This is a genomic window from Streptomyces sp. NBC_01260 (assembly GCF_036226405.1).
GTDB classification, from domain to species: Bacteria; Actinomycetota; Actinomycetes; order Streptomycetales; family Streptomycetaceae; genus Streptomyces; species Streptomyces laculatispora.
Genome location: NZ_CP108464.1, coordinates 5,945,051 through 5,970,441, shown reverse-complemented (window position 1 = coordinate 5,970,441; position 25,391 = coordinate 5,945,051). Strand labels below are relative to the sequence as shown.

At 68.0% G+C, this 25,391-nt stretch carries 24 protein-coding genes and 2 pseudogenes; 14 read left to right on the top strand and 12 right to left on the bottom strand.

Annotated elements, in window-relative coordinates; genetic code table 11:
* Positions 1 to 126: 126 nt before the first annotated feature.
* Positions 127 to 1,290, bottom strand: a complete 1,164-nt coding sequence (locus tag OG322_RS26530) for an HpcH/HpaI aldolase/citrate lyase family protein (protein ID WP_123470646.1) — start codon at positions 1,288 to 1,290, stop codon at positions 127 to 129.
* Between the two features lie 221 nt (positions 1,291 to 1,511).
* Between OG322_RS26530 and OG322_RS26525 the strand changes: the two genes are divergently transcribed.
* On the top strand, positions 1,512 to 2,348 hold the full coding sequence (locus tag OG322_RS26525) for a TerD family protein (RefSeq protein WP_266412083.1): 837 nt from the start codon (positions 1,512 to 1,514) through the stop codon (positions 2,346 to 2,348).
* Between the two features lie 75 nt (positions 2,349 to 2,423).
* Here the strand turns inward: OG322_RS26525 and OG322_RS26520 are convergent, their stop codons facing one another.
* The 6 genes from OG322_RS26520 to OG322_RS26495 all read right to left on the bottom strand — a co-directional run bounded on the left by OG322_RS26520 (position 2,424) and on the right by OG322_RS26495 (position 7,076).
* On the bottom strand, positions 2,424 to 3,158 hold the full coding sequence (locus OG322_RS26520) for a TerD family protein (RefSeq protein ID WP_123470650.1): 735 nt from the start codon (positions 3,156 to 3,158) through the stop codon (positions 2,424 to 2,426).
* Positions 3,159 to 3,329: 171 nt separating this feature from the next.
* Entirely contained in the window at positions 3,330 to 4,490 is a 1,161-nt protein-coding gene (locus OG322_RS26515; protein ID WP_329307041.1) for a DUF475 domain-containing protein, read from the bottom strand.
* Positions 4,491 to 4,561: 71 nt separating this feature from the next.
* On the bottom strand, positions 4,562 to 5,137 hold the full coding sequence (locus OG322_RS26510) for a TerD family protein (protein ID WP_123470656.1): 576 nt from the start codon (positions 5,135 to 5,137) through the stop codon (positions 4,562 to 4,564).
* A 131-nt stretch (positions 5,138 to 5,268) separates the two neighbouring features.
* Positions 5,269 to 5,844, bottom strand: coding sequence for a TerD family protein (locus OG322_RS26505; RefSeq protein ID WP_024491201.1), 576 nt, complete (start codon positions 5,842 to 5,844; stop codon positions 5,269 to 5,271).
* Between the two features lie 150 nt (positions 5,845 to 5,994).
* Positions 5,995 to 6,453, bottom strand: a complete 459-nt coding sequence (locus OG322_RS26500) for a peroxiredoxin (RefSeq protein WP_123470659.1) — start codon at positions 6,451 to 6,453, stop codon at positions 5,995 to 5,997.
* Positions 6,454 to 6,638: 185 nt separating this feature from the next.
* The gene (locus OG322_RS26495) at positions 6,639 to 7,076 is read right to left on the bottom strand and encodes a DUF3052 domain-containing protein (protein ID WP_123470661.1); all 438 of its coding nucleotides are present in this window, start codon (positions 7,074 to 7,076) and stop codon (positions 6,639 to 6,641) included.
* A 529-nt stretch (positions 7,077 to 7,605) separates the two neighbouring features.
* On the opposite strand from OG322_RS26495, the gene aceE reads away from it, so the two are divergent.
* Positions 7,606 to 10,347 (top strand): pyruvate dehydrogenase (acetyl-transferring), homodimeric type, encoded by a 2,742-nt coding sequence (aceE, locus tag OG322_RS26490; protein WP_123470664.1) that lies wholly within the window; start codon positions 7,606 to 7,608, stop codon positions 10,345 to 10,347.
* Between the two features lie 72 nt (positions 10,348 to 10,419).
* On the opposite strand, the gene OG322_RS26485 is transcribed toward aceE, so the two are convergent.
* Both OG322_RS26485 and OG322_RS26480 read right to left on the bottom strand, forming a co-directional pair.
* Positions 10,420 to 10,791 (bottom strand): peptidase inhibitor family I36 protein, encoded by a 372-nt coding sequence (locus tag OG322_RS26485; RefSeq protein ID WP_123470666.1) that lies wholly within the window; start codon positions 10,789 to 10,791, stop codon positions 10,420 to 10,422.
* Between the two features lie 175 nt (positions 10,792 to 10,966).
* Positions 10,967 to 12,577, bottom strand: a complete 1,611-nt coding sequence (locus OG322_RS26480) for an MFS transporter (protein ID WP_123470668.1) — start codon at positions 12,575 to 12,577, stop codon at positions 10,967 to 10,969.
* Positions 12,578 to 12,692: 115 nt separating this feature from the next.
* On the opposite strand from OG322_RS26480, the pseudogene OG322_RS26475 reads away from it, so the two are divergent.
* The 5 genes and pseudogenes from OG322_RS26475 to OG322_RS26455 all read left to right on the top strand — a co-directional run.
* Positions 12,693 to 13,346: pseudogene (locus tag OG322_RS26475) on the top strand (TetR/AcrR family transcriptional regulator); the annotation flags it as partial.
* Positions 13,347 to 13,568: 222 nt separating this feature from the next.
* The gene (locus tag OG322_RS26470) at positions 13,569 to 14,780 is read left to right on the top strand and encodes an alpha/beta hydrolase (protein ID WP_123471475.1); all 1,212 of its coding nucleotides are present in this window, start codon (positions 13,569 to 13,571) and stop codon (positions 14,778 to 14,780) included.
* An 85-nt stretch (positions 14,781 to 14,865) separates the two neighbouring features.
* The gene (locus OG322_RS26465) at positions 14,866 to 15,819 is read left to right on the top strand and encodes a DUF4429 domain-containing protein (RefSeq protein ID WP_329307040.1); all 954 of its coding nucleotides are present in this window, start codon (positions 14,866 to 14,868) and stop codon (positions 15,817 to 15,819) included.
* Between the two features lie 734 nt (positions 15,820 to 16,553).
* Complete coding sequence (locus tag OG322_RS26460) at positions 16,554 to 17,909, top strand: S1 family peptidase (protein ID WP_329307039.1); 1,356 nt, start codon at positions 16,554 to 16,556, stop codon at positions 17,907 to 17,909.
* A gap of 196 nt (positions 17,910 to 18,105) precedes the next feature.
* Positions 18,106 to 18,462, top strand: coding sequence for a hypothetical protein (locus OG322_RS26455; protein WP_123470676.1), 357 nt, complete (start codon positions 18,106 to 18,108; stop codon positions 18,460 to 18,462).
* 195 nt (positions 18,463 to 18,657) lie between these two features.
* Here the strand turns inward: OG322_RS26455 and OG322_RS26450 are convergent, their stop codons facing one another.
* Complete coding sequence (locus OG322_RS26450; RefSeq protein ID WP_329307038.1) at positions 18,658 to 19,674, bottom strand: aldo/keto reductase; 1,017 nt, start codon at positions 19,672 to 19,674, stop codon at positions 18,658 to 18,660.
* On the bottom strand, positions 19,674 to 20,141 hold the full coding sequence (locus tag OG322_RS26445) for a MerR family transcriptional regulator (RefSeq protein WP_329307037.1): 468 nt from the start codon (positions 20,139 to 20,141) through the stop codon (positions 19,674 to 19,676). The genes OG322_RS26450 and OG322_RS26445 overlap by 1 nt, the downstream gene beginning before the upstream one ends.
* A gap of 91 nt (positions 20,142 to 20,232) precedes the next feature.
* Between OG322_RS26445 and OG322_RS26440 the strand changes: the two genes are divergently transcribed.
* Complete coding sequence (locus OG322_RS26440) at positions 20,233 to 21,048, top strand: serine hydrolase domain-containing protein (RefSeq protein WP_329307036.1); 816 nt, start codon at positions 20,233 to 20,235, stop codon at positions 21,046 to 21,048.
* Here the strand turns inward: OG322_RS26440 and OG322_RS26435 are convergent.
* Complete coding sequence (locus OG322_RS26435; protein ID WP_124283944.1) at positions 21,014 to 21,493, bottom strand: ATP-binding protein; 480 nt, start codon at positions 21,491 to 21,493, stop codon at positions 21,014 to 21,016. The two genes, OG322_RS26440 and OG322_RS26435, sit on opposite strands and share 35 nt — an antisense overlap.
* Before the next feature lie 96 nt (positions 21,494 to 21,589).
* Here OG322_RS26435 and OG322_RS26430 point away from each other — a divergent pair.
* From OG322_RS26430 to OG322_RS26405, 6 genes and pseudogenes are all read left to right on the top strand, one after another.
* Positions 21,590 to 22,413 (top strand): annotated as a pseudogene (locus OG322_RS26430) (helix-turn-helix domain-containing protein).
* Positions 22,397 to 22,669 carry a DUF397 domain-containing protein gene (locus OG322_RS26425; protein ID WP_266412077.1) on the top strand — a complete coding sequence of 91 codons (273 nt, stop codon included), beginning with the start codon at positions 22,397 to 22,399 and terminating at the stop codon, positions 22,667 to 22,669. The pseudogene OG322_RS26430 and the gene OG322_RS26425 overlap by 17 nt, the downstream one beginning before the upstream one ends.
* A 252-nt stretch (positions 22,670 to 22,921) precedes the next feature.
* On the top strand, positions 22,922 to 23,164 hold the full coding sequence (locus OG322_RS26420; protein ID WP_241199956.1) for a hypothetical protein: 243 nt from the start codon (positions 22,922 to 22,924) through the stop codon (positions 23,162 to 23,164).
* A gap of 72 nt (positions 23,165 to 23,236) precedes the next feature.
* Positions 23,237 to 23,620 (top strand): DUF6281 family protein, encoded by a 384-nt coding sequence (locus OG322_RS26415; protein ID WP_123470695.1) that lies wholly within the window; start codon positions 23,237 to 23,239, stop codon positions 23,618 to 23,620.
* A gap of 182 nt (positions 23,621 to 23,802) precedes the next feature.
* Positions 23,803 to 24,450, top strand: a complete 648-nt coding sequence (locus OG322_RS26410) for an RNA polymerase sigma factor (RefSeq protein WP_123470697.1) — start codon at positions 23,803 to 23,805, stop codon at positions 24,448 to 24,450.
* A 77-nt stretch (positions 24,451 to 24,527) separates the two neighbouring features.
* Positions 24,528 to 25,361 carry a hypothetical protein gene (locus OG322_RS26405; RefSeq protein ID WP_123470699.1) on the top strand — a complete coding sequence of 278 codons (834 nt, stop codon included), beginning with the start codon at positions 24,528 to 24,530 and terminating at the stop codon, positions 25,359 to 25,361.
* Positions 25,362 to 25,391: the final 30 nt, after the last annotated feature.

Sequence of the window (25,391 nt, the reverse complement as noted above, 5' to 3'; positions counted from 1 at the left end):
CCGCTCATCGGGTCGCACTCGGGGCCGTACTCGGGGTCACGCCCGTCCGGACACCGGCGCCGGAACCCCGTCACCAGAACACTCTGACCGGAACAGCGTCACCGGACCACCCTCACCCGAACAGGCTCATTCCGCGAGGCTCGCGGCCAGCAGCTCCACGAAGCCGACGTCTTCCCTCGCCACTCCGAAGACCTCGGCCCGCTGCAGGGTGCGCTCGGCCCAGGCCCGGTGCGGCTTCACTTCGTTCATCTTGTTCGTGTACGCGGAGCGCAGCACGCCGCCGCCTCCGCTCTCCGGCCGCAGGATGTCCTGGGCGTCGCTGAACTCCTCGTGACTGACCACCGACAGTGCGTGCACGGGCGCGACGTGCGAGGGGTGGATACAGGTCTTGCCGAGCAGGCCGTTGGCCCGGTCCAGCTCTATCTCCCGCAGCAGACCGTCGAGGTCGTGCTCGATCAGCGCGGTGCGCAGCTCTTCGGCCCGGCCCTCCAGGAAGGGGCTGCGGCGCAGCTGCGGCTTGAACATGCGTTCCTGGAGTCGGAAGTACTCCCACACCGGTCCGGTGATCGTGAAGCCCGTGCCGTCCGCCCTGCCCAGCACATTGACCACGTCGGCGATGACGTCGCCGACGATCCGGACGTCGTACGCCGTCATGTCGGGCGCCCTGCGCAGTCCGTACGCCGAGCAGAAGTCGGTGACGCCGAGCCGCAGCGCGAGGATCCGGTCCCGGTACGCGCCGACGGTGGTGGCGATCTTCTGGAGGACCTCCCGCCGGGTCTCCAGATGGAGCAGCTCGGGCGATTCGAGTACGGGCATGGCGAAGAGCCGCCGGCCGCCGTCGCTCTCGGCCTTGGTGAGCGCCTCCATGAACGGCACGCCACGCTCTTGCGTGAATTTCGGAAGTACAAAACCGGACAACAACCGGGCGGAATCGCCGAGCCGGCGCACCAGATCCGTGATCTGGTGCGGTTCACGGACCCGGATGAAGAGCAGCGGCAGTTCGCCGCCGCGCGCATCGAGTTCGGTGAACTGTCCGACCAGATTCTCCTCGGCGCCGGCCACCTCGGAGTCATCGATCGAATCCTCCAGGCACAGCACCATGGAGACGACGCCCCGGGCGGCCTGCTTGATGACGTCGTCGGCAAGTCTCGGCCGGGTGGCGGGGCTGTAAAGGGTGGCTCCCAGTGCGGCCGAGAGCACCCGGGCCGGCGCGCCGGCGTCGAAGGTGCACGGCTGCTGGAAGAACAGGTCACCCCTGACACTGGGCGCAATATGCCCGAAATGACGCATCTAGATCCCCCCGTGCTAGCTGACCGATCGGACAACGTGTGGCCGGTAATAGTACGTACGGGCGGGTGTCGACAGTTCCCTGACCGCGTGAATTCCGGGTAACTCGTCCATTTAGCGACGGTTGCGAAGGGTGCGGACGCGACGCTTCCGGTATTTCTCCGACACACGGCTCGCGACCCCCACGTTGTCCGCAGGGGCAGCCAGCAGGCAGGATGACCGCCATGACGCACGCGATGGTGAAAGGTTCGAACGTCCCACTCGACGCCATGGCCGTACGGGCCGTGCTGCGCTGGACCCCGGGCGCCGGGGTCCCCGACGTGGACGCCTCGGCCCTGCTGCTCGGCTCCGGCGGCCGCGTGCGCTCGGACGAGGACTTCGTCTTCTACAACCAGCCCCGTCACCCTTCCGGCCTGGTGCGGCGGCTGCCGAAGCGGAGCCTCGCAGAGGGGCTGACGGACACCATCGAGGCCGACCTGAACGCGCTCGACCCCTCGGTCGACCAGGTGGTCATCGCGGCATCCTCCGACGGAGCCGCCTTCGAACAAGTGCGCGACCTGTGCGTCATGCTCTTCGACGCGACGGCGGCGGGCGGGGAACCGCTCGCCGTGTTCGACATCCGGCCGGAGACCGGCGAGGAAACCGCGATCATCTGCGGTGAGCTGTACCGGCGCGGCGATGGCTGGAAGTTCCGGGCCGTGGGGCAGGGCTACCCGACCGGTCTCGTCGGGCTCGCGACCGCGTTCGGTATCTCGGTCGACGAGGCGGAGGCCGCGGCAGAGCCCGCCGCGACGTCGCTGCCGCCCGCACCGGCGTTCCCGCCCGCACCGGCCCCCGGGCCGGACTCGCAGCTCACGGTGCAGCACCAGCAGCCCGCGTACGGCTATCCGCAGCCCGCCGCGGCCCCGCCCGCACCGGCGCCGCAGCCTGCCTACGGCTACCCCCAGCCGGCCTCCGCGCAGCCCGCGTACGGCTATCCGCAGCCCGCGGCGGCGGCCGCGTACGCGCCGGACCCGAATTTCGCCCTGCCGCCGCAGGGGCCCCAGTTCATACGCCCCTGACCCGCCGCACCGGCCCACCGCACCGGCTCTGCCGGCCCGAGAGCCGTACGGGGCCCGCGCCACGCCCGGCACCGCCTACGCCCGGGACTTGTAGCCGCGTCCCCACTGCATCCCGTAGCCGTACAGCCGGTCCAGCTCCGACTGGAAGCCGTACACGAACTTCACCTCGCGCCGCACGATCAGTTCGCCCTTGACGTTCTCCACCGTGAACACGGCGCACGAGCGCGCCTGCGGGGCCCGTTCGTCCAGCTCGATCTCGATGCGCGGCCCGTTGCCCGGGTAGAGCGTCACCTTGGCGTGCGTACGGTCGAAGGCCGGTGTCTGGTCGTAGATGTAGACGAAGAACAGCAGCCGCTTGATCTGGTCGCGCTGATCGAGGTTGACGTAGACGGTCTCCCCGGACGGCGCACCGAAGCGGTCGTCCCCGCTGAGCCTGATGTACGGCGGCCCGTTCAGATCGCCGATCAGGTTGCCCAGCGGCTGCACCACGCCCTTGGTGCCGTCCGTCAGCTCGTACATGCAGCCCAGGTCCAGGTCGACGTTGACCACGCCCTGGGTGTGCGCCTGGACCACATCGGGCTTGAAGAGCTTGAACGGCCGCAGCAACCGGCCGCTCTGCTGTGACCGGCCCTCGATGTCGGAGGTGCGCATCCGCCAGGAGAGGTTGACCCGGAGGTTGCCGGTGAGCGCACCCTGTTTGGTCAGCGAGACCGTGGCGTGCCGCCGGGAGAGCACGATGGAGTTGGTGGCCGCGCTGCCCGACTCGAACTGTGCTTCCCGCCCCGGCCACAGGCTGTCCCAGAACGCCATCCCCAACCCCCATACATATCGGCCCCGCAGATATCGGCTCCGCACCCGTCGCATGAGGCACACACGACCCACGCACCGCTGCGGGGCGGCTCCGGGCCGGGTCCGGGTGTTCCCCGAGGACCTTCACCGTACGAGCCGCCCCGCAGAGAGCGTTCCTCATTCCCTACCGGGTCACACCCCGGCGGAGACTTCAGACGTGGAACCGCCGCCCCCGCCGCCGTCGTCCCCGCCGCCGCCCGCGGCCTCCAGGGCCTTGTTGCGCCGGACCGACGACCAGAACGACCAGCCGATCAGGACGACTCCGACGAGACCGGTGATGATCTCGTTGATCTCGTACTGGATCGTGACGAGCAGGATGACGGCCAGCGCGCCGATCGCGTAGTGCGCGCCGTGCTCCAGGTAGACGTAGTCGTCCAGGGTGCCCTGGCGGACCAGGTAGACCGTGAGCGAACGGACGTACATGGCACCGATACCGAGACCCAGCGCCATCAGCACGATCTCGTTGGTGATGGCGAAGGCGCCGATCACGCCGTCGAACGAGAAGGAGGCGTCGAGCACTTCCAGGTAGAGGAACATGAAGAACGCGGCCTTGCCGGAGAGTGCGACCGCGGAGAGCTTCTTGCCGGTGCGCTGGGCCTCTTCCTCCTCCTCGTGCTCGCGTTCCTCCGCTTCTTCGAGCTTGTTCTCGAAGAAGCCGGAGAGTCCGCCGACGATGAGGTAGGTGATCAGACCCGCGATGCCCGCGAGCAGAACCGTCTCCGCCTTGTCCGCGTGTCCGCCGCCGTGCTGATGCGCGTTGCCCGCGAACGTCATGGCCGAGATCAGCAGGACGATCAGCGCGATGCAGACCGACAGCATGTCGACCTTGCCGAGCTTGGCGAGCGGGCGCTCGATCCAGCGCAGCCACTGGATGTCACGGTCCTCGAAAATGAAGTCGAGGAAGATCATCAACAGGAACATGCCACCGAACGCGGCGATCGCCGGGTGGGCGTCCGTGACCAGTTCCTTGTAGCGGTCCGCGTCGTTGAAGGAAAGCTTAATGGCTTCGATCGGACCCAGCTTGGCAGTGATGGCCACGATCACGACGGGGAACACCAGCCGCATACCGAAGACCGCGATGAGCACACCGACCGTGAGGAAGATCTTCTGCCAGAAGGCATTCATCTTCTTCAGGATTCCGGCGTTGATCACCGCGTTGTCGAAGGACAGCGAGATCTCCAGGACGGAGAGGATCGCCACCACTCCGAAGGCCTCCCACCCCCCGTAGAACCACGCTGCGACCAGGCCGATCGCGGTAATCGCGAGCGACCAGCCGAAGGTTTTCAGAAGCACTGGCTACCCCATCATTTATGTAACGGGTCTCTCCCCGGTGTGCACGGGGCTCCCCCGCGCCGAGCGCGGCTTTACGAAACGTTGACCCCGAAGTCTAGAGCGATGCCCCGCAGCCCCGACGCGTACCCCTGCCCTACTGCACGGAACTTCCACTCGCCGCCATAACGGTAGAGCTCACCGAAGATCATCGCGGTCTCCGTCGAGGCGTCCTCGCTCAGGTCGTAACGCGCGAGTTCCTGGCCGTCGGCCTGGTTCACCACCCGGATGAACGCATTGCTGACCTGGCCGAATGTCTGCCCGCGATTGTCCGCGTCATGGATCGAGACCGGAAATACGATCTTGTCGCAGCCGGCCGGCACCTGCGTGAGGTTCACGATGACCGACTCGTCGTCGCCCTCGCCCTCACCCGTGAGGTTGTCGCCGGTGTGCTCCACGGAGCCGTCGGGGCTCGTGAGGTTGTTGTAGAACACGAACCATTCGTCACCGAGCACCCGTCCCGACTGGCACAGCAGCGCGCTGGCGTCGAGGTCGAAGTCGGCCCCCGTGGTGGATCGTGCGTCCCAGCCGAGCCCGATCAGTACCTGGGTGAGATTGGGTGCGGCCTTGGAGAGGGAGACATTGCCTCCCTTGGCGAGTGTGACGCCCATGGTGTGTGTCCTCCCCGAGTGAATGAACCGTCTTTGAGCGCGTCCGGCGCCGCACAGGGTGCGGCGCCGGACGGGACGTGCTGGTACCTGCCCGGGGCCGCGCCCCGCGGGCGCGGCCCCGGATCGGCTGTCTAGACGTTGACGCCGAAGTCCTGCGCGATGCCGCGCAGACCCGAGGCGTAGCCCTGACCGATGGCGCGGAACTTCCACTCCGCACCGTTGCGGTACAGCTCGCCGAAGACCATGGCGGTCTCCGTCGAGGCGTCCTCGCTCAGGTCGTAGCGGGCGAGCTCGCTGTTGTCGGCCTGGTTGACCACGCGGATGTACGCGTTGCGCACCTGGCCGAAGCTCTGCTGGCGCGACTCGGCCTCGTAGATCGAGACCGGGAAGACGATCTTGTCGACATCGGCCGGGACACCGGCCAGGTTGACCTTGATGACCTCGTCGTCGCCCTCGCCCTCACCGGTGAGGTTGTCACCGGTGTGCTCGACGGAACCGTCGGGGCTCTTGAGGTTGTTGAAGAAGACGAAATTGCCGTCGTTGCCGACCTTGCCCTCGGCGTTCGTCAGCAGGGCGCTGGCGTCGAGGTCGAAATCTCCGCCGGTGGTGGTACGAGCGTCCCAGCCCAGACCCACGATGACCGCGGTCAGGTTGGGCGCGGCCTTGGTCAGCGAGACGTTGCCGCCCTTGCTGAGGCTGACTCCCATGAGTCCTCCCATTGGTTTCCTTGGGGGCCGGCCGGTGCCGGCGCCTCCACGTTGCGTTGGCATCGGATCAACGAGTGGATCCTAGTGACCGGTTCCCGGCCAAAACAGGCTTTTGGCCGGGGGTCGCCCGCAGATCGCCCGGAACTCGGATCAGAGGGAGCCGAGCGCCTTGACGTAGTCGTTGAGGTCGCGCGCGTCGGGCAGGCCGTTGACGACGGTCCAGCGCACCACGCCCTCCTTGTCGATGATGAAGGTGCCGCGCACCGCGCAGCCCTTCTCCTCGTCGAAGACGCCGTACGCCCGCGAGGTCTCGCCGTGCGGCCAGAAGTCCGAGAGCAGCGGGTAGTCGAGGCCCTCCTGCTCGGCGAAGACGCGCAGGGTGTGGATGGAGTCGTTGGAGACGGCGAGCAGCTGCGTGTCGTCGTTCTCGAACGTGGGCAGCTCGTCGCGCAGGGCGCACAGCTCACCCGTGCAGACGCCGGTGAAAGCGAACGGGTAGAACAGCAGCACCACGTTCTTGGCGCCGCGAAATTCGGAGAGCTTCACGGTCCGGCCGTGATTGTCCTTCAGCTCGAAATCCGGGGCCTTGGTGCCGACCTCGATCGCCATGAAACGCGTCCCTTCGCTACGTCGCCGGGCTGGGCTGTCCGGGTGACTCCCACCCTACGCAGAGGCTCCCGGCGGCCGCGCGGCACCCGCAGAAGCTCATCCTGCGGTGTCCCGGCCGTGCCACGGGTGTACGAAGGCCCCCGGGCGGCGGGCTGCCGTCGGGGGCCTTCAGGGGCGAGTGCGGTTCAGCGCTTGGCCTTGGCCGCCTTCGGCGTGGCCAGACGGCTGCCCGTCCAGTCCTTGCCCGCACTGATGCTCTTGGTCTGGGCGAGACCGGCTGTCTGGGCAGCCTCGTTGATGTCGCTCGGCTCGACGTATCCGTCACGGCCGGTCTTCGGCGTCATCAGCCAGACCGTACCGCCGTCCTCGAGCAGACCAATGGCATCCACCAGCGCGTCCGTAAGGTCGCCGTCCTCGTCGCGGAACCAGAGCAGGACGACGTCTGCGACGTCGTCGTAGTCCTCATCGACGAGTTCCTGGCCGATAGTGGCCTCAATGCCCTCACGGAGCTCCAGCTCGACGTCGTCGTCGTAGCCGATCTCCTGGACCACTTGTCCGGGCTCGAACCCCAGGCGTGCTGCCGGGTTGGTCCGCTCCTCCGCGTGGTCCGCGGTCGCGCTCACGGGTTGCCTCCTGATCATGTTTCGGAAAATGCTGCAGCCACGCGCGTACGCGGGGCGTTGGCCGTAGTCCACACGGGAGCGGCGGATCGCGCAAGTACCCAGCGCACGAGACCGCCTAAACGGTGACGTTTCGTGCCACGTCGCCGCACTGTCGGCGGCCCCTTGCCGGAGCCCGCGTTACCGTCCACACCCTTTACGTCCTTGAACAGCTTATGCCGTTTCGGTCCGGCAATCGGAGTCGAGCAGCGTTTGGGAACACTTGCACGCCTTGGGCGTATGGTTGCGGTTTCGCCCGACCCATCCTGCCCGACGCGCCCTCCCGACGCGTCCTGCCTCCCCGGTACCCGCTGCGCCGCGGCCCATCCGGACCCTTGGGGACCGTCTCCGGGAAGCCGCCGGTTACCTTTGGGTAGAGATGACGTTTGCGCCCTCGCGGTACACGATGGGATGGCTTACGTGTACACATCCCGGGGGCGTGACTCCCTCAACCAGGCCCCGTAGCGCAGCACCGAACAGCGAAGGAACACGCGTGGCTTCCGGATCCGATCGCAACCCGATCATCATTGGCGGCCTTCCGAGTCAGGTCCCGGATTTTGATCCCGAAGAGACCCAGGAATGGCTCGACTCCCTCGACGCCGCCGTCGACGAGCGGGGCCGCGAGCGGGCCCGCTACCTCATGCTCCGGCTCATCGAGCGTGCGCGCGAGAAGCGTGTCGCCGTGCCGGAGATGCGTAGTACGGACTACGTGAACACCATCGCCACGAAGGACGAGCCGTTCTTCCCCGGCGACGAGGAGGTCGAGCGCAAGGTCCTCAACGCGACCCGCTGGAACGCGGCCGTGATGGTGTCCCGGGCGCAGCGTCCGGGGATCGGCGTGGGCGGTCACATCGCCACGTTCGCGTCCTCCGCCTCGCTGTACGACGTGGGCTTCAACCACTTCTTCCGCGGCAAGGACGACGGCCTGGGCGGCGACCAGATCTTCTTCCAGGGCCATGCCTCGCCCGGGATCTACGCCCGCGCCTTCCTGCTGGACCGGCTGAGCGAGGCGCAGCTCGACGGCTTCCGCCAGGAGAAGTCGAAGGCGCCGAACGGCCTGTCCAGCTACCCGCACCCGCGGCTGATGCCGGACTTCTGGGAGTTCCCGACCGTCTCGATGGGCCTCGGCCCGCTCGGTGCGATCTACCAGGCGCGGATGAACCGCTACATGGAGGCGCGCGGCATCGCCGACACCTCCGATTCGCACGTCTGGGCGTATCTCGGCGACGGCGAGATGGACGAGCCGGAGTCGCTCGGCCAGCTCTCCATCGCCGCCCGCGAGGGCCTGGACAACCTGACCTTCGTCGTCAACTGCAACCTCCAGCGCCTCGACGGTCCGGTGCGCGGCAACGGCAAGATCATCCAGGAGCTGGAGTCGCAGTTCCGCGGCGCCGGCTGGAACGTCATCAAGCTGGTCTGGGACCGCTCCTGGGACCCGCTGCTCGCGCAGGACCGCACGGGCATCCTGGTCAACAAGCTGAACACCACGCCGGACGGCCAGTTCCAGACGTACGCCACCGAGACGGGTGCGTACATCCGTGATCACTTCTTCGGCGACGACGCCCGGCTGCGGGACATGGTCAAGGACATGTCGGACCAGCAGATCCTGCACCTGGGCCGCGGCGGTCACGACCACCGCAAGGTCTACGCGGCGTACGCGGCGGCCAAGGCCCACAAGGGCCAGCCGACGGTGATCCTGGCGCAGACGGTCAAGGGCTGGACGCTGGGGCCGAACTTCGAGGGCCGCAACGCGACCCACCAGATGAAGAAGCTCACCGCCGAGGACCTCAAGCGCTTCCGGGACCGGCTGCACATCCCGATCGCGGACAAGCAGCTGGAGGACGGCAATCCGCCGTACTACCACCCGGGCCGCGACTCGGAGGAGATCCAGTACATGCACGACCGCCGCAAGGGTCTGGGCGGTTACGTCCCGACCCGTGTGGTGCGGGCGAAGCCGCTGGCCCTGCCCGACGACAAGGCGTACGCGAGCGCGAAGAAGGGTTCGGGCCAGCAGTCGATCGCCACCACCATGGCGTTCGTCCGCGTCCTGAAGGACCTCATGCGGGACAAGGAGATCGGCAAGCGTTTCGTGCTGATCGCGCCCGACGAGTACCGGACCTTCGGTATGGACGCGTTCTTCCCGAGCGCGAAGATCTACAACCCGCTGGGTCAGCAGTACGAGTCGGTGGACCGCGATCTGCTGCTCGCGTACAAGGAGTCGCCGACCGGCCAGATGCTGCATGACGGCATCTCCGAGGCGGGCTGTACCGCCTCGCTGATCGCCGCCGGTTCGGCCTACGCCACGCACGGCGAACCGTTGATCCCGGTGTACGTCTTCTACTCGATGTTCGGTTTCCAGCGGACCGGCGACCAGTTCTGGCAGATGGCCGACCAGCTCGCGCGCGGCTTCGTGCTGGGTGCCACCGCCGGCCGTACGACGCTGACCGGTGAGGGTCTCCAGCACGCGGACGGCCACTCGCAGCTGCTCGCCTCGACCAACCCGGGCTGTGTCGCGTACGACCCGGCGTTCGGGTACGAGATCGGGCACATCGTCAAGGACGGCCTGCGCCGGATGTACGGCGGGACCCCGGACGAGAACGAGGACGTCTTCTACTACCTCACGGTGTACAACGAGCCGATCCAGCACCCGGCCGAGCCCGCCGACGTGGACGTCGAGGGCATCCTGAAGGGCGTGTACCGCTACAGCAGCGGCGAGAAGGGCGAGATCCCGGCCCAGATCATGGCGTCCGGCGTGGCGGTCCCCTGGGCGGTCGAGGCGCAGCGCATCCTCGCCGACGAGTGGAACGTGCGGGCGGACGTCTGGTCGGCGACCTCCTGGAACGAGCTGCGGCGCGAGGCCGTGGACGTGGAGCGGTACAACCTGCTGCACCCGGAGGAGGAGCAGCGCGTCCCGTACGTGACGCGCAAGCTCTCCGGCGCCCAGGGGCCGTTCGTGGCGGTCTCGGACTGGATGCGGTCCGTACCGGACCAGATCGCGCGCTGGGTGCCCGGTGCGTACCAGTCGCTGGGCGCGGACGGCTTCGGCTTCGCGGACACCCGCGGGGCGGCCCGCCGGTTCTTCCACATCGACGCCCAGTCGATCGTCCTGGCGGTGCTCACGGAGCTCGCGAAGGACGGGAAGATCGACCGTTCGGTGCTGAAGACGGCGGTCGACCGCTATGACCTGCTGGATGTGGCCGCGGCCGATCCGGGGGCCGCGGGCGGCGACGCGTAGGCACGCACGGCACGGTGACACGGGCGGGGCGGTGGGACCTCAGGGTCCGACCGCCCCGCCGCGTTCGCGGGGTCAGCTCTCCCAGACCTTGAAGGCGCGGACCTGGTAGGGGGACTGCGGCAGCCAGGTGCCGCCGCCCGGGTAGGTCTCGAACTCGCCGGTCTCGGCGCACTCGGCCGACTGGTAGGCCGTGACCGGGCGGCCGGTGCGGTTGGCGAGTGCCTGGACGGTGGAGCCCGCCGGCAGCGGCACGCAGCTGTCGATGTCGAGGGTGGACAGCTCGTGGACCTGCCGGGCGCCGGTGAACCCCGGTTTCGCCCAGAGGCAGAGCTGACCGCTCCCGCAGCTGCCGAGCCGGACGGGCGCGGCCTGGGCCACCGCCTGCGGGATCAGAGCGGCGGCCAAGGCGGCGGCCAGGGTGGCGGCGACAACGGTTGTACGCATGTGAATGAACCCCCGTGGTGATGTGGATCTTCCGCACCCACTCTGAGCTGCGGGGCAACGGCTCGGGAAGGGGCCGGGGGCCGTACCACCCTGATAGGCGACAGCCCCGCCGGAACGTTCCGGCGGGGCTGCTGCACACACTGTGTTGACGCCGTGCGGCGTCGGGACGGACCGGTCAGATGTGGCCGGCGCCCGCGCCCGCCTCGGCGTTCGCACCGCGCTTGGTCAGGGTGGCGACCAGGGCCGCGATCACCGCGACGATGCCCGCGACCATGAACGCCGTGCTCATGCCCGACACGAACGTGTCATGGGCGACGCCCACGATCTTGCCGGCGACCTCGGGCGGAGTGCCCGGGGCGACCGGCGGCATCCCGACCTTGACGGCCGAGGACGCCTGGTCGAGCTGGTCCGCCGACAGCGGGGGAAGCTGCGCGTCCTTCCAGTTGCCGGCCAGGTCAGCGTCGACCCGGGCGGCCATGATCGCGCCCAGGACGGCCGTACCCAGGCTGCCGCCGACCTGCATGGCGGCCTGCTGGAGGCCCCCCGCGACACCGGAGAGCTCCATCGGGGCGTTGCCCACGATGACCTCGGTGGCGCCGACCATGACCGGCGCGAGGCCGAGGCCGAGCAGCGCGAACCAGATCGACATGGTGACGGTGCCGGTGCCGACGGTCAGCTGGGACATACCGAAGCACGCGACGGCGGTGCACACCATGCCGCCGACCAGCGGGACCCGCGGGCCGAACTTGGTGATCAGGAAGCCCGCCACCGGCGAGGCGACGATCATCATCGCGGTCAGCGGCAGCAGGTGCAGACCCGCGTCGACGGCCTTCATGCCGTGCACGTTCTGGAGGTAGAAGGTGACGAAGAACAGGCCGCCCATGAAGGCGAAGGCCATCAGCACCATCAGGACCGTACCGGCGGAGAGCGGCACGGAGCGGAACATCGCCAGCGGGATCAGCGGTTCCCTGACGCGCTGCTGGACGAGGGAGAACCCGACGAACAGGGCGACGGCGGCGATCAGGAAGCCGATCGTCCTGAGGTCGCCCCAGCCCCACTCCGAGCCCTTGATGAGGGCCCAGATCAGACAGAACATCGCGGAGGACAGCAGCACGATGCCGGCGAAGTCGAAGGAGCGCGGCGCGTTCTCGGCGCGGTGGTCCTTGAGGATCAGCACGCCCAGCACGAGCGCGATCACACCGACCGGCACGTTGATGAAGAAGACGGACTGCCAGCTGACGTGCTCGACGAGCACGCCGCCCAGGATCGGGCCACCGGCGGTCGAGGCGCCGATCACCATGCCCCAGATGCCGATCGCCATGTTCAGCTTCTCGGCCGGGAAGGTGGCGCGCAGCAGGCCGAGCGCGGCCGGCATCAGCAGCGCGCCGAAGAGGCCCTGGAGCACCCGGAAGGTGATCACGAGCACGACGCTGCTGGAGAGGCCGATGGCCCCGGACGCCGCGGCGAAGCCCACGACGCCGATCAGGAAGGTCTGGCGGTGGCCGAACCGGTCACCGAGCTTGCCCGCGGTGATCAGGGAGACCGCGAGGGCGAGCATGTAGCCGTTGGTGATCCACTGGACATCGGCGAGCGAGGCGCCCAGGTCCTTCTGGATCGCGGGGTTGGCGATCGCGACGATCGTGCCGTCGAGCGCAACCATCATCACGCCGATGGCCACGGAGAAGAGCGTCAGCCAGGGATGGCCGCGCAGCCCCTTGGCAGGTGCGGGAACAGGGACATCCCGGGGCTCCCGCGACGCCTTTTCGACGGTGGTCTGACTAGTCATACGCAGAGATTAGTGTCAGTCGCTGACAGTTGACAAACCCATTCACAAGTCGGTAACTGTCACGTAGCTCACAGGTACGCTGAGCTGGACAAAGCAGGAAAAGGGGACCAGCTCAGTGACCGACGGGCAACGAGCCGCCGAGTATCCGGCCGGGCTGCGCGAGCGCAAGAAGCGACGCACCCGGGACGCCCTGCTCCATGCCGCCCTCGATCTTTTCACCACCCAGGGGTACGAGGAGACCACCGTCGACGAGATCGTCGACGCGGTGGAGGTCTCCCAGCGCACCTTCTTCCGCTACTTCGCCGGCAAGGAGTCGGCCGCCTTCGCCGTCCAGGAGATGGTGGAGTCGCGCTTCATCGCCGAACTGAGCCAACGGCCCGCGTCGGAAGCCCCCTTCGAGGCCATGCGCCGCGCGGTCCTCTGCGCCTGGAACAGTATCGGGGACGCCATCGAGGCCCTGATCCCGGTCGAACTCCACATGCGTACGTACCAAATGATCGAATCGACGCCCTCACTGCTCGCCGCCCACCTGCGGCGCAGCTGTGAGCTGGAGAACCAGATCGCCCTGATGATCGCCGAGCGCGAGGGTCTGGACGTGGAGCTGGACCCGCGGCCGCGGGTCGCCGTCGCCGCGTTCTCCGGGGTGATGCGGGTGACCGGCCAGCTGTGGGGGCAGGGGCGGGAGACCAGCATGGACTCGCTGCGGACGCTGACCGAGGTGTACCTCGACCAGTTGGGACCGGCCCTCGCCGAGGACTGGCGCACCCCCGCCCGGGGCCGTGTGCCGCACACCTCGGACGCGCCGTATGGCCAAGGTCACAACACGCGGACCACGCCGCCCGGATGCGGCATCCGAGGGACACGGGGCTCGGCGGAGCGTACGGGTGATCCGTACGGAGCGTGAGGGAAGAGGCGTTCCATTCCTCATGGCCGGGTGATGTGTGTCACCCGCTTCACGGCCTTCGGCGCGCGTCTCCTAATGTGGGCCGAAGTGACTTCCTTCGATTCCTCCCCGACGCTCACCGCATGGCGCACTCTGCTCGCCATCGCGGTTGTGTTCGTGATGCTGACGACCACGGGCTGGACCGCCGTGCGCCCTCAACGCTCCGACGAGCCACGCACTGTCGCACTCGCCTCCTGGGCCAAGGGATCGATAGCGGGGCACGCGCTTCCCCCGGCCGATGCCCAGCCGTTCAGGGTGGCGCACTTCTTCGCCATGCTCACGGCCGCGCAGCGCATCCGGCTGGCGGACAAGTACCCGCTGGTGGTGGGGAATCTGAACGGCGTCCCGGTCACCCTGCGCTATCGGGCCAACCGGCTCGCGCTCGTACAGGCGCGCACGGTCGAACAGCAGCGCGTGCACGACAGCAGGCTCTCCCCCGACGGCCGCGCCGAGGCGGTCCGCCGGATGGACCGCTTCCGGTCGATGCTCGCCGACGGCCGGCACTTCCTCGCGTTCGACCCGTCCGGCCGGGGCCGCGCCGCCGAGGTCTTCGGTGATCTCGACCGGGCCGAGCGGGTCTCGGTGGTCGTACCGGGTGTCGACACCAATCTGCTGACGCTGGAGCGGACGGGGGTCAAGACCAACGCCGCCCCCGTCGGCATGGCCAAGTCCCTCTACGCGGCCGAGCGGTCCGCCCGCCCCGGCGTACGGACCGCCGTGATCGCCTGGGCCGACTACACCGCGCCCGCCGGCATCGGCATGGACGCCGCCCTGGGGAATCTCGCCCGGCGCGGGGCGGTCCGGCTCGACGCGCTCGTCGGCTCGCTCCCGGGCATCGCACCCGTCTCACTGTTCTGCCACAGCTACGGCTCCGTCCTGTGCGGCGTGGCCGCGCGGGGACTGCCCGCCCGGGTGAGCGACATCGCGGTCGCGGGCAGTCCGGGGATGCGGGTCGACAACGCCGCCCAGCTGCACACCCGGGCCAACGTGTGGGCGATGCGGGACCACGACGACTGGATCGAGGACGTACCGAACCTGGAGGTCGCCGGTCTCGGCCACGGGGCCGATCCGGTGGATCCGGGCTTCGGTGCGCGGATCGCGTCGGCGGGCGACGCCATCGGCCACAGCGGCTATTTCGAGCCGGGTACCGAGAGCCTGGGCAACTTCGCCGCGATCGGTGTGGGCACCTACGGCTCGGTGACCTGTGCGCAGGCCGACAGCGCTTGCCACGAACGAATTTCCGGCGACGAGACGGTCTGACGCGCGTAGAGGGCCGTGCCCGATCACGGATTGCCGTCTACGCCGAGGGGGGACGTGCGGGCAAGTGCCGCATACGATGAGGCACATGGGTGATGTGCTGGCCGGAATTCAAGCCACCTGGGAGTTCGACACCGACTCCGTGCTCATCCGCTTCGAACGGGGTATCCGTACGCCGAGGCTCCTCCAGAGCCTTCGTGAACGCCGCGTCCCGCACGCGGCGCTGTCGTCGGTGACGCTGACCCCGGGCAAGCGGGGCACGGTGGTGCTGCGCGCCGTCCCGAGACCCGGTGCCGATCCACTGCTGGAGGCCGCGGCCGGACAGCTCAAGGACGGCTGCGATCCGTACCGCCTGGTGCTCCCCGCCGAACGCGAGACGCTCGCCGAGTACTACGCGGACGAGCTGCGGGCCCGGCTGGGTCCGGACGCCGGTGAACCCGCCGAGCGGTTCCTGGTCGCGGCGCCCGAGGCGCCGATGCGCTTCAAGGCGTACGACGGCCGGGCCAGCTTCGACGGGGACCGGATCTCCTTCCGGTGGTTCTGGACGGGTGCCTCCTCGCAGAAGTGGAAGGCGGGCGACCAGACCTTCCCGGTCACCGAGCTGAGCGGCGTCGAGTGGCGCTCGCCCGAGGCCTTCGAGGGCTATCTGCGGCTGGTGCCGAGAGGGCTGGAGAGTACGGTTCCGGCCGCGGCCGCCGGGCTCGGCGACGGTCCGGGCGCGGCGCTGTGTGCGGGGACGGCCCACAGCGTGCAGCCGGGGGCCGCGCGGCCCACCCGGGCCGACGAGGACCCCGCCGCGGTGATCTTCGGCCTCGGCTACGGTCCGGTGCACGAGTCGCTGCCGTTCGCCGCGGCCGTACTGGAGTCCGTCCGCAGGAAGCAGTCCACGCCCGCCGCGGCGACGGCCCTGGCCTCCGCCGGGCGTCGCGACCCGGCGGACATCGCGGAGCGGATCCACCACCTGGGCGAGCTGCACCAGGCGGGTCTGGTGACGGACGACGAGTTCAGCGCGAAGAAGGCCCAGCTGCTCGCCGAGCTGTAGCGGTCCGGGAGGGGCCGGGGCGGCTCGCCCGTACGGGCGTGTATGACTTAACCCCGTACGGGCGGAGCCACCGGAGTACGTGACCGCAGCCAGGGCGAGAGACCGTCTGCGCGGTCAAGCCGGATTTCGAAGTAGACCAACGTGCAGAACAGGCCCGTGAAGGTTCCGGGGCCGTGGCGTTGGTCCAACCACGCCACCAGCTCTGTCACCAGTGATGCTGGCCCCGAGTAGACGTGTGTGGCACTGAGGGTTTTCCAACTTCACGTTGAGGTGTGGTGAAGGACGACGACGGCCTACCAGACTTCCGCCCTGCACCCACGTGATCACCACCACCCACGAGCACCCGAACCCCCCACCGCTCTGATGCGAGGCGTCGATCGCCATGCAACAACGTTTAGGCATCACGGTGCGGTGCTCGAACAGCACGAAGGAACTGAGGGTCCCCGCTCGGCGCTGCCAAGAAGGCGATGGAGCGTCGACGGGGCACTCCTGAAACACAAGGCCGACGAAATAACATGAAACGCTAAAAGTTTCCACTAGCTTCATGACCGATTAATACACATATGGCCTCTTCGGATATTAAATAACTCTTGCCTGACGATGTCCCGCCGTGTAAAGGTTAGGGAAAGGATTGTAGATCTATTACAATCGGCAACCTTGGGGGGGGAATGTTTCAACGAATATCGAGCACAAGAGCCGGCGGTTTCGCACTATTTGGGACAGTTTCGGCGCTAATGGGGCTGCTGTTGGCCGCCCCTTCGGCGAGTTCGGCCAGTGGGCCTGAAGCTCCCGCCGAAGTGTCCGTTTTCCTCAACTCTGAGAAGCAAAACGTCGATTTCAGCAGCCCCACGCTGGACAGGATAAAGAAATCTGCCAAGGCGGACGGAAGTTCCCTCCAGGTGGCTGTGGACAACTATCTAGCGAATCCTTCGACCGCCTCCAGGCTGACTATCGCCGATGAGCCCGATGGACCCGTGAGCACTCCAAATTCTTCGATCGACCTCCTCACGGCCGGAGAGCTCGAGGATATCGAGGCGATGGCAGCAGAGGACGGTTTGAGTCTCGAAGAGGGAATCAACCGATACGCCTGGCAGGCCGAGTTCGTCGCCGTTGCCGACGAACTGGAAGCGCTGTACCCGGACACATTCTCCGGAGCGGAAAAGCTCGACACGAGCGCCTGGTTCGCTTTCAAAGGGGCAGCTCCCGCCAAAGCCTTGGAGCTGGCTAGTTCCCTTCCTGTCCCCGTTGAAGTGGTGAGTAACCGGCAATACAGCGAAGCCGAACTCGCTCGCGTTATGGAGATCATAGCGAGGGAATGGGAGAAGAAAAACGGAGTCAGGAGCTTCAGTACAGCCTATGAAATCCGCTCCGGCGGGATCACGGTGGACGTCGAGTACGATGACGCCGCGACCGCCTCGCGTCTGAGTGCCGGCGAAGCGGACGGCACCCCGGAGACGGCCGGCGACCCCCGGTTCCCGGTCACCGTGAACGTCTCCGCGGGGTCAGGGCTGATTCAGCAGGACAACTACATCCGGGGCGGCGGCGGACTCTCGGGGTGCACGGCCGGATTCAACCTCAAGTACATCAGCACGGACACCAAGCGCCTGGGCACGGCAGGACACTGCACCACTGGAACCACTTCCAAGTATTCCAACCACTCCAGCGCGGGTGGTTCCACAACGGTTGACGTGGTGTGGTCCAGCCAAGGCAGTTGGGGCGATCTGGGCTATACGAATCACGGCACCAAGACCCCCACCCGCACCTTCTACCATGACTGGAACAAGACCAGGTATGCCGACAATCGTTCGGCAATGCCGACGGTTGGCACCTCGGTCTGTCATTTCGGGACGACTTCCGGTAAGAGATGCAGTACGGTTAAATACCGAGATGTCACGATCAGCTCTCTGAAGCATATGGTGCTCACCAATAGCAACGTCTCGGCAGGCGGCGACAGTGGAGGTCCGTGGTATCACGGAGGCACTGCGGTGGGAATTCACACCGGCATCGTGAGTAAGGGTGGAGCTGTTCGCAGCGTCTTCACGCCCGCGTATTTGTTCCAGAATCGCGGCTACGACGTCTGGCAGCGATGAAGAGGCAGTTCTAATTTCTGTGGGGCAAGCTGGGCCGCTTGCCCCACAGGGCTATAGGGAGGCTTGACCTGTGCGGTTTCCGAGAACGATCAACCGCTTCTTGCTCGTTTCCGGGTTGCTCGCCCTCTCCGCTTGCGGAGGTGGAGGCGGAGACGGAAAGAGCAGCGGGGGCCAGACCTCCCCGGACGGTCTCGCCGTGAAGGGCGAGAACCCGAAGATCCTGGTTCACAACCGCGAGCTGGCCGAAGACATGCTGGTGGGCGGACGTCTCGAGTACATTGCTGACGGCGACTGCCTGGTGGTGCACGCCGACAAGGGCGGCGTCGAGGTCACAGTGTCGCCCATCTGGTCGAAGGACGTGCAGCCGGCCCGTGAGGGCGGCAAGCGGGGTGTCGAAGTCCCGAACTTCGGCACGATTCTGGAAGGCGCCACGATCAAGGCGAGTGGCTCTTTCTGGGAGGCAGACGATGCCAGGATGAAGGACGCGGACATCGCGCGGGCATGCCGGCCGGAAGGGGGCTTCATCGTCCTCAACGCCGGCTCCTTCAAATAGGCCTTGTCCACGGTGGCGTCACTGACCGCGAGTCGGGCCGGTCGTGCGCAATGACGAAGCTCCTGGCAGACGGATTCTTGACCGAGACGATCCGTGTCCGCCAGGAGCTTCGCGTGCTTGCCTGCCCATCCTCAATCGACCTGTCCAGCCGAACCCTGCGGTTTCTTGCCGGTCAACTGGCCGCGCGGCAGGCGCTCACTCGCGGGCCGCCGACGTCGAGCTCATGTCCGGGTAGCGGTCCCCCGCGACCCGGCCGGCGATCGGCTCCAGGAGGGCCAGTTCCTCGGACGTCAGCGTGATCCTGGTGGCGCCGACGTTCTCCAGCAGCCGGCTGCTCTTGCGGGTGCCCGGGATCGGCACCACGGTCAGGCCGTGCACCTGGGCGCGCTGCTGCACCCAGGCCAGCGCCACCTGGGCGGCGGACGCCCCGTGCGCGGCGGCGATCTTGTGGACCGGCTCCAGCAGCGCGGCGTTCGTTTTGGCGTTCTCGCCGGTGAAGCGCGGCTGGAACTGCCGGAAGTCACCCTTCGTCAGATCCTTGCCCGCGTCCGTGAACGCCCCGGTCAAAAAGCCCCGGCCGAGCGGCGAGTAGGGCACGAGGGTCACACCGAGCTCCATGGCAGCGGGCACCGCGCTGCGCTCGGCGTCCCGGCTGAAGAGCGACCACTCGGACTGGAGGGCCGCGATCGGGTGCACGGCGTGCGCCTCACGCAGCTCCGCACCGGTCACCTCGCTCAGCCCGAGTTGCTTGACCTTGCCCTGCTCCACCAGTTCGGCCATCGCGCCGACGGACTCGGCCAGCGGCACGGCCGGGTCGCGGCGGTGCATGTAGTAGAGGTCGATGACCTCGGTGTTCAGCCGGCGCAGGCTGTTCTCGACGGCCTGCCGGATGTACGCGGGGTCGTTGCGAATGCCCCGGTAGTGCGGGTCGTCGTCGCGCCGCTCGATGGCGAACTTCGTGGCGAGGGTGATCTCGTCCCGGTGCGCCCCGACGAACGGCGCGATGAACGTCTCGTTGGCGCCGCTGCCGTAGATGTCCGCGGTGTCGAAGAGCGTGACGCCCGCCGCGAGGGCCGTCTCCAGCGTTTCGCGTGCGGAGGACTCGTCGGTGTCCCCGTAGAACTCGCTCATGCCCATGCAGCCGAGGCCCTGGACCCCGACCTGCGGGCCGCCCCTGCCGAGCTCCACGGTGGCGATCTTGTTGTCAGTCATCAGGTACTGGACCTTCCCGGCGCCACTCGGGCGCCCGCATAAAAGTCGATCTTGTGGTCGAGGACGGCGAGGGTGTCCTGGAGCTCCGCGATCCGCGTCCTCACGTCGCGGCGGGTCGCCTCCAGCAGTTCCTGGCGTTCCTCGAAGGTGTGGTCGCCCTCGCGCAGCAGCTCCGCGTAACGGACCATGTCGGCGACCGGCATCCCGGTCAGCCGCAGCTTGCCGACGAAGGTCAGCCAGTCCAGGTCACGGTTGGTGAAGCGGCGCTGACCGGTGTGCGACCGGTCGACGTGCGGCATCAGCCCGATCCGCTCGTACCAGCGCAGCGTGTGTGCGGTGAGCCCGGTGAAGGCGACCACCTCGCTGATCGTGTACTGGTCCTGCCCCTCGGGGCGCGGGTGCGCCTTGGGGGCCGATGCGCAGATATCGGTCCTCGTCGAAGTCGAAGTGGTCTCCATCACCGTCATGCCTCCACGCTAGAACCTTGGAGTGCACTCGAAGCAAGCGCAACCGGAGGCGAGTTTCGACGGGCGCCGGGGAGAACCTAGTCTCGTACGTATGCAGAGCCTGGCGTTGATCGAGAACTGGCCCGTCCCCACCGCGGCAGCAGCCGTCGTACGAGCGGACGGCACCGTCCTCGGCCGGCACGGTCCGACCGCGCACCGCTTCCCGCTCGCCTCCGTCACCAAGCCGCTCGCCGCCTACGCGGCGCTGGTGGCGTACGAGGAGGGCGCGGTCGAGCTCGACGAACCGGCCGGGCCCGAGGGCTCCACGGTCCGACACCTGCTCGCCCACACCAGCGGCCTCGCCTTCGACGAGCACCGGGTGACGGCCCCGCCCGGCACCCGGCGGCTCTACTCCAACGCGGGCTTCGAGGTGCTCGGCGAGCACATCGCCAAAGCCAGCGGCATCCCGTTCCCGGAGTACGTCCGACAGGCGGTCCTGGAGCCCCTGGACATGACCGCGACCACCCTGGACGGCTCGCCCGCCCGCGACGGCGTCTCCACCGTCGACGACCTGCTGCGGTTCGCGGCCGAGGTGCAGGCCCCCCGCCTCCTCGACCCGCGCACGGTGCTGGCCGCACAGAGCGTCGTCCACCCCGGCCTCAAGGGCGTACTGCCCGGCTACGGCCACCAGAACCCCAACGACTGGGGCCTCGGCTTCGAGATCCGGGACTCCAAGTCGCCGCACTGGACGGGCACCTCGTCCTCTCCCGCGACCTTCGGGCACTTCGGCCAGTCGGGCACGTTCCTGTGGATCGACCCGGTCGCGGGTGCGGCCTGCGTCGCACTCACCGACCGGGCCTTCGGACCGTGGGCGGCCGAGGCCTGGACCCCGTTCACCGACGCGGTGCTGGCCGAGCTGTCGGCGTAGCCGGACCGGCACCAGCCCCCGGCGCGGCGGCCAGGCACTCGAACCACACCGTCTTGCCGCCGCCGTCGCGGCGCACCTCCACGCCCCACTTGTCCGCGACGGCAGCCACCAGGACCAGCCCCCGCCCGCCCTCGTCGAGCACATCGCCCTCGGCCACGCGAGGCACCGTCGGGCAGCCGTCCGCCACCTCGACGCGGACCCCGTCGCCGTCCGGGAGCCGGAAGATGAACGTCTGGCAGCGGCGGCCGGGCACATGCCGGACCACGTTGGCGATCAGTTCCGTGAACGCGAGCTCCGCCGCGTCGGCCACGCCCACCAGCCCCCACCCGTTGAGGTAGAGCCGCAGGATGCGCCGCAGATGCCGGGCCGAGTGCTCGCCCATGGCGAAGTCGGCTCGGTAGACCGGCTCTTCGGACTCGGCCCGGGGGGCAATTACGTGACTCATGTCACCATCGTGCGAGCGGTTGACTACGCTCGGCTACCTACGGAACCGAACGCCGCGAGGCGTTGCGCATCGCGCCTGCACATCGGAGGTCCCGCCGTGGCCAACATCCAGTCGCTCGACCCCAGCGCGTCCCCCTGGACTACTACGGCTGGGAACTACGCCGCCAGCGCGAGGCGCACGGCCTGAAACAGCACCAGTTGGGCGAGATCATCTTCTGCACGGGCTCGCTGATCGGCCAGATCGAGACGACGAAGAAGATCCCCACCCGCGATTTCTCCGAACGCGTGGACGCCGCCCTCGGCACGGACGGGGTGTTCTCCCGGCTGATGGGCCTGGTCCTGCGCAGCCAGCTGCCGACCTGGTTCCAGCCGTACGCCGACATGGAGGCACGGGCCGCGTACATCAGCACGTTCCAGGCGCAGTTGGTCTACGGGCTGTTGCAGACGGAGGGCTACGCGCGGGCGCTCGTAGGCGTCGACCACCCGAACAGGGTCGACGAGATGACGGCCGCAAGGCTGGATCGGCAGCGAGTTCTGGGGCGAGAGAATCCGCCAACGCTGTGGATCGTCCTGAGCGAAGCCGCATTGCTCCAGGAAGTCGGCGGGCGAGACGTCATGCACGAGCAACTTGCTCGCCTGTTGGCCTTCCGGAACGACCCCTGGGTACAGATCCAAGTACTGCCGTTCACTGTAGGTCAGCACACAGCGATGATGGGCTCGTTCAACCTGCTTCGGTTCGACGACGATCCGGATCTCTTCTACGTGGAGAGCTACGACCAGAGCCATATGACCGCCAACCCATCAGTGATCAAAGAGCGTTCGGTCGGCTACGCTCGACTGCAAGCCACAGCCCTCTCCCCCGAGGACTCGGCGACGCTGATCGCTCGTGTGATGGAGGAACGCTATGGGGACCAGTCATGAGCTGACAGGAGCGCGCTGGCGAAAGTCGTCGTACAGCGGCACGAACGGCGGCGAGTGTGTCGAGTGCACCGTGACCGGCGGCGCGGCCTGGCGTAAGTCGTCGTACAGCGGAACGAGCGGCGGCGACTGCGTCGAGGTGGCCGACGGCTGCGCCGCATCCGTCCCCGTCCGCGACAGCAAGAACCCCGGCGGGCCCGTCGTCGTCGTCGGGGCCGATGCCTGGCGCGGCTTCGTGGAGAGTCTCTGCGCGAAGTGATTCTGTCCGGGTGACGGAGGCCGGCAGCGTCGGAGGTGTGGCCGTCCTGGGCCGGCTGCACCGCCCATCCCAGGAGCACCGGCGAGATCAGTCACCCGTTCGCCACTCGCGCCAAGGTCTGCGCGCCTGAGCCCAGTTGCGGCACCTGCGCCACCCCGCTGCCGTGCCGACCGCCGCCCGGTGCCGCTGACGCGGCGGCGGCCGTCGCCCCGGCGAGGCCCCCGTCAGCGGCAGCCCGATACATTCCGCGTGTTGAGGCAGCGCCTCCGGGCGGGCAACACCACCGACTACGACTTCACCAACAAGGTGACCAGCAGCTGTTCGAACAAGTTCGACATCCGCTCCGTCGGTACGCATGAGGCCGGCCACATCTTCGGGCTGAAGGACATTGCCGGGGCGCACGAGAATCGCACCATGCACGAGAACTCGAACCGGTGCTCGACTCAGGCCAGGACTCTCGGCAAGGGTGACGTCCTCGGCCTTCGCAGCATCTAATGAGCCGGAGCGGCAGCTCCAGGAGGAGACACCCCGATGAAACCGGTACTCCCGAGCCACAGGAGCGGCCCCGTGCGCACGCTCCTACTGGCGGCAGCCCTCGTCACCCTGTCCGCCTCCTGCACTACGTCCAGTGACAGTGACGGCGGCGAGTCGGCGGCGTCCTGCGCGAACGACGTCACGTACCAGAACCGCACGTACTCGGGCACACAGAGCACGAAGATCACGACCGGGAAGAAGCTCGGGGCCGCCACCCGTGCGCCGTGCGACGACACTCCGAACGACGATGAAGACGGCCGGACGGAGCCGACGACGACGACCGCCTACGCGGTCGAGGGGGTGGACCCCGACATCGCCATCTGGGTGCAGGACGCGTCCGACGACGTCCTCTTCGTCGCCGCCGAATCCGGCAAGGAACTCCCTCCCGAGGTCAGGAAGCTGATCCACGGCTCCTGACGCCGGGTGCGGGGGCCGACACCCGTCCCCCTTCGGACGCAGACCGGCCCGGCGCCGCGGGGCCGCGATCACCTCTTTCGGATCGACCATCCCTGCCAACCAGAAGCACCGGAAACAAGCAGCAACATTCCAGGAGTCGGTTCATCGGGAACCTTCGGCCGGTTGCCGGACACGTATAGAGCATGGAACTGAACGACGCTGCTCCCGCCGTACCGGTCGGAGGGATATCTGACCGGGAGCTGTGGACGAGGGCCGTCGGCGGCGACCGGGACGCGTTCGGTCGGATCTTCGACCGTCATGGCAAGACCGTCTACAACCATCTGTTCCGGCGGACTGCCGACTGGTCCGAGGCCGAAGACCTCACGTCGACCGTGTTCCTGCATGCCTGGCGTAGGCGATCGGAGACGGTGCTGGACCGCGACTCGGCCTTGCCGTGGCTGCTGGGCATCGCCGACCGCCTGCTGTCGAACACCAGGCGGCGGCTGAGGCGGGCCGAGGCGCTGCTGCACCGGCTCGTCTCGCATGACGAGCCGGTGGGCGACCACGCGGACCGCGTCGCCGTCCTGGTCGACGACGAGCGTCGCATGTCGGAGATCCACCGGGCGCTGGCCCGGCTGCCGCGCCACGAACGCGAGGTCGTCGAGCTCTGCGTGTGGTCGGGCCTGGATCAGCAGGCGGCCGCGGCAGCGCTGAAGGTGGCGGTCGGAACCGTGAAGTCCAGACTGCACCGGGCCCGGCGGAGGCTGGGGGCCGACCTCATTGGCGGAACCACGGTCACGGCGTCGTTCAGTTCGAAGAATCCCGTCAACGCGGAAGAGGTCGCACGATGAATGACAAGCAGGGCATTCCTGCGGCTCCTTCCGATCGTGATCTGCCGAACCACCGGCGGACCCGAGAGGAGCTACTGATGAAGATCGATCCCGAGGACAACCGTGCTTCGCTGCGACGCGGGTGGGGAATACCGCTGGGTGTCGCCACCGGCGTCGCGGCGCTGAGCATCGGGGCCGTGGCCGTCTTCAGCGGGGCAGGGGAAGCCAAGCCGCTTCTCGCCTCCCCCGCCGGAAACCCGACGAACGCCACCGCGTCACCGAGTGCGGGCACAACACACGGCTCCACGTCGGGCGGAGCCGGCTCGGCGCCGTCTTCGGCTCCCGCGTCATCTTCGACCCCCGACACCTTCACCATCACCAGCGGAAGAACCATCCCGATCGAGGCCGGGACCGTCGCCAAGATCCTGTCCTCCTGCCTGGGCTCGGACGCATCGCGGTACCACGCGGTGATCGCGGTCCGCACTCCCATCGCCTCGCAGGACGCGGACGGCGTGGTCGTCGCCGTCGACTCCGCCGGCCAGTACGTGCAATGCGAGTCGAAGGGCGACAAGGGCAGCAGCCCGGACTCCCCGCCCACGTTCATCAACAATCGCCTGTGGGGCACAGGTCGCACGATCGCGTACTTCGACTCCATCGGCGCGCCCGCCGGAAAGAAGCAGTTCCTCATGCTGGGCGCCGGGCACTACACGTCCAACGTTGCCAAGATCACCATCAGCTACGGCGACAACCCGAAGCAGTACCCGGCGGTCATGGCGGGCGGCGCGTTCGTCTACGCGGCGGCGCTCACCCCCGGCACGTCCCGCCCCAGCCCGCACTACGCGGGCCCGAGCCCCTACGTCCACGCCTTCGACGCATCCGGCAAGGAGATCTACAACCAGGAGAAGGACCCGCAGTTCGCCGACGGGCAGTAAGCCTGCTCTCTCCACCGCACTCGGACGTGA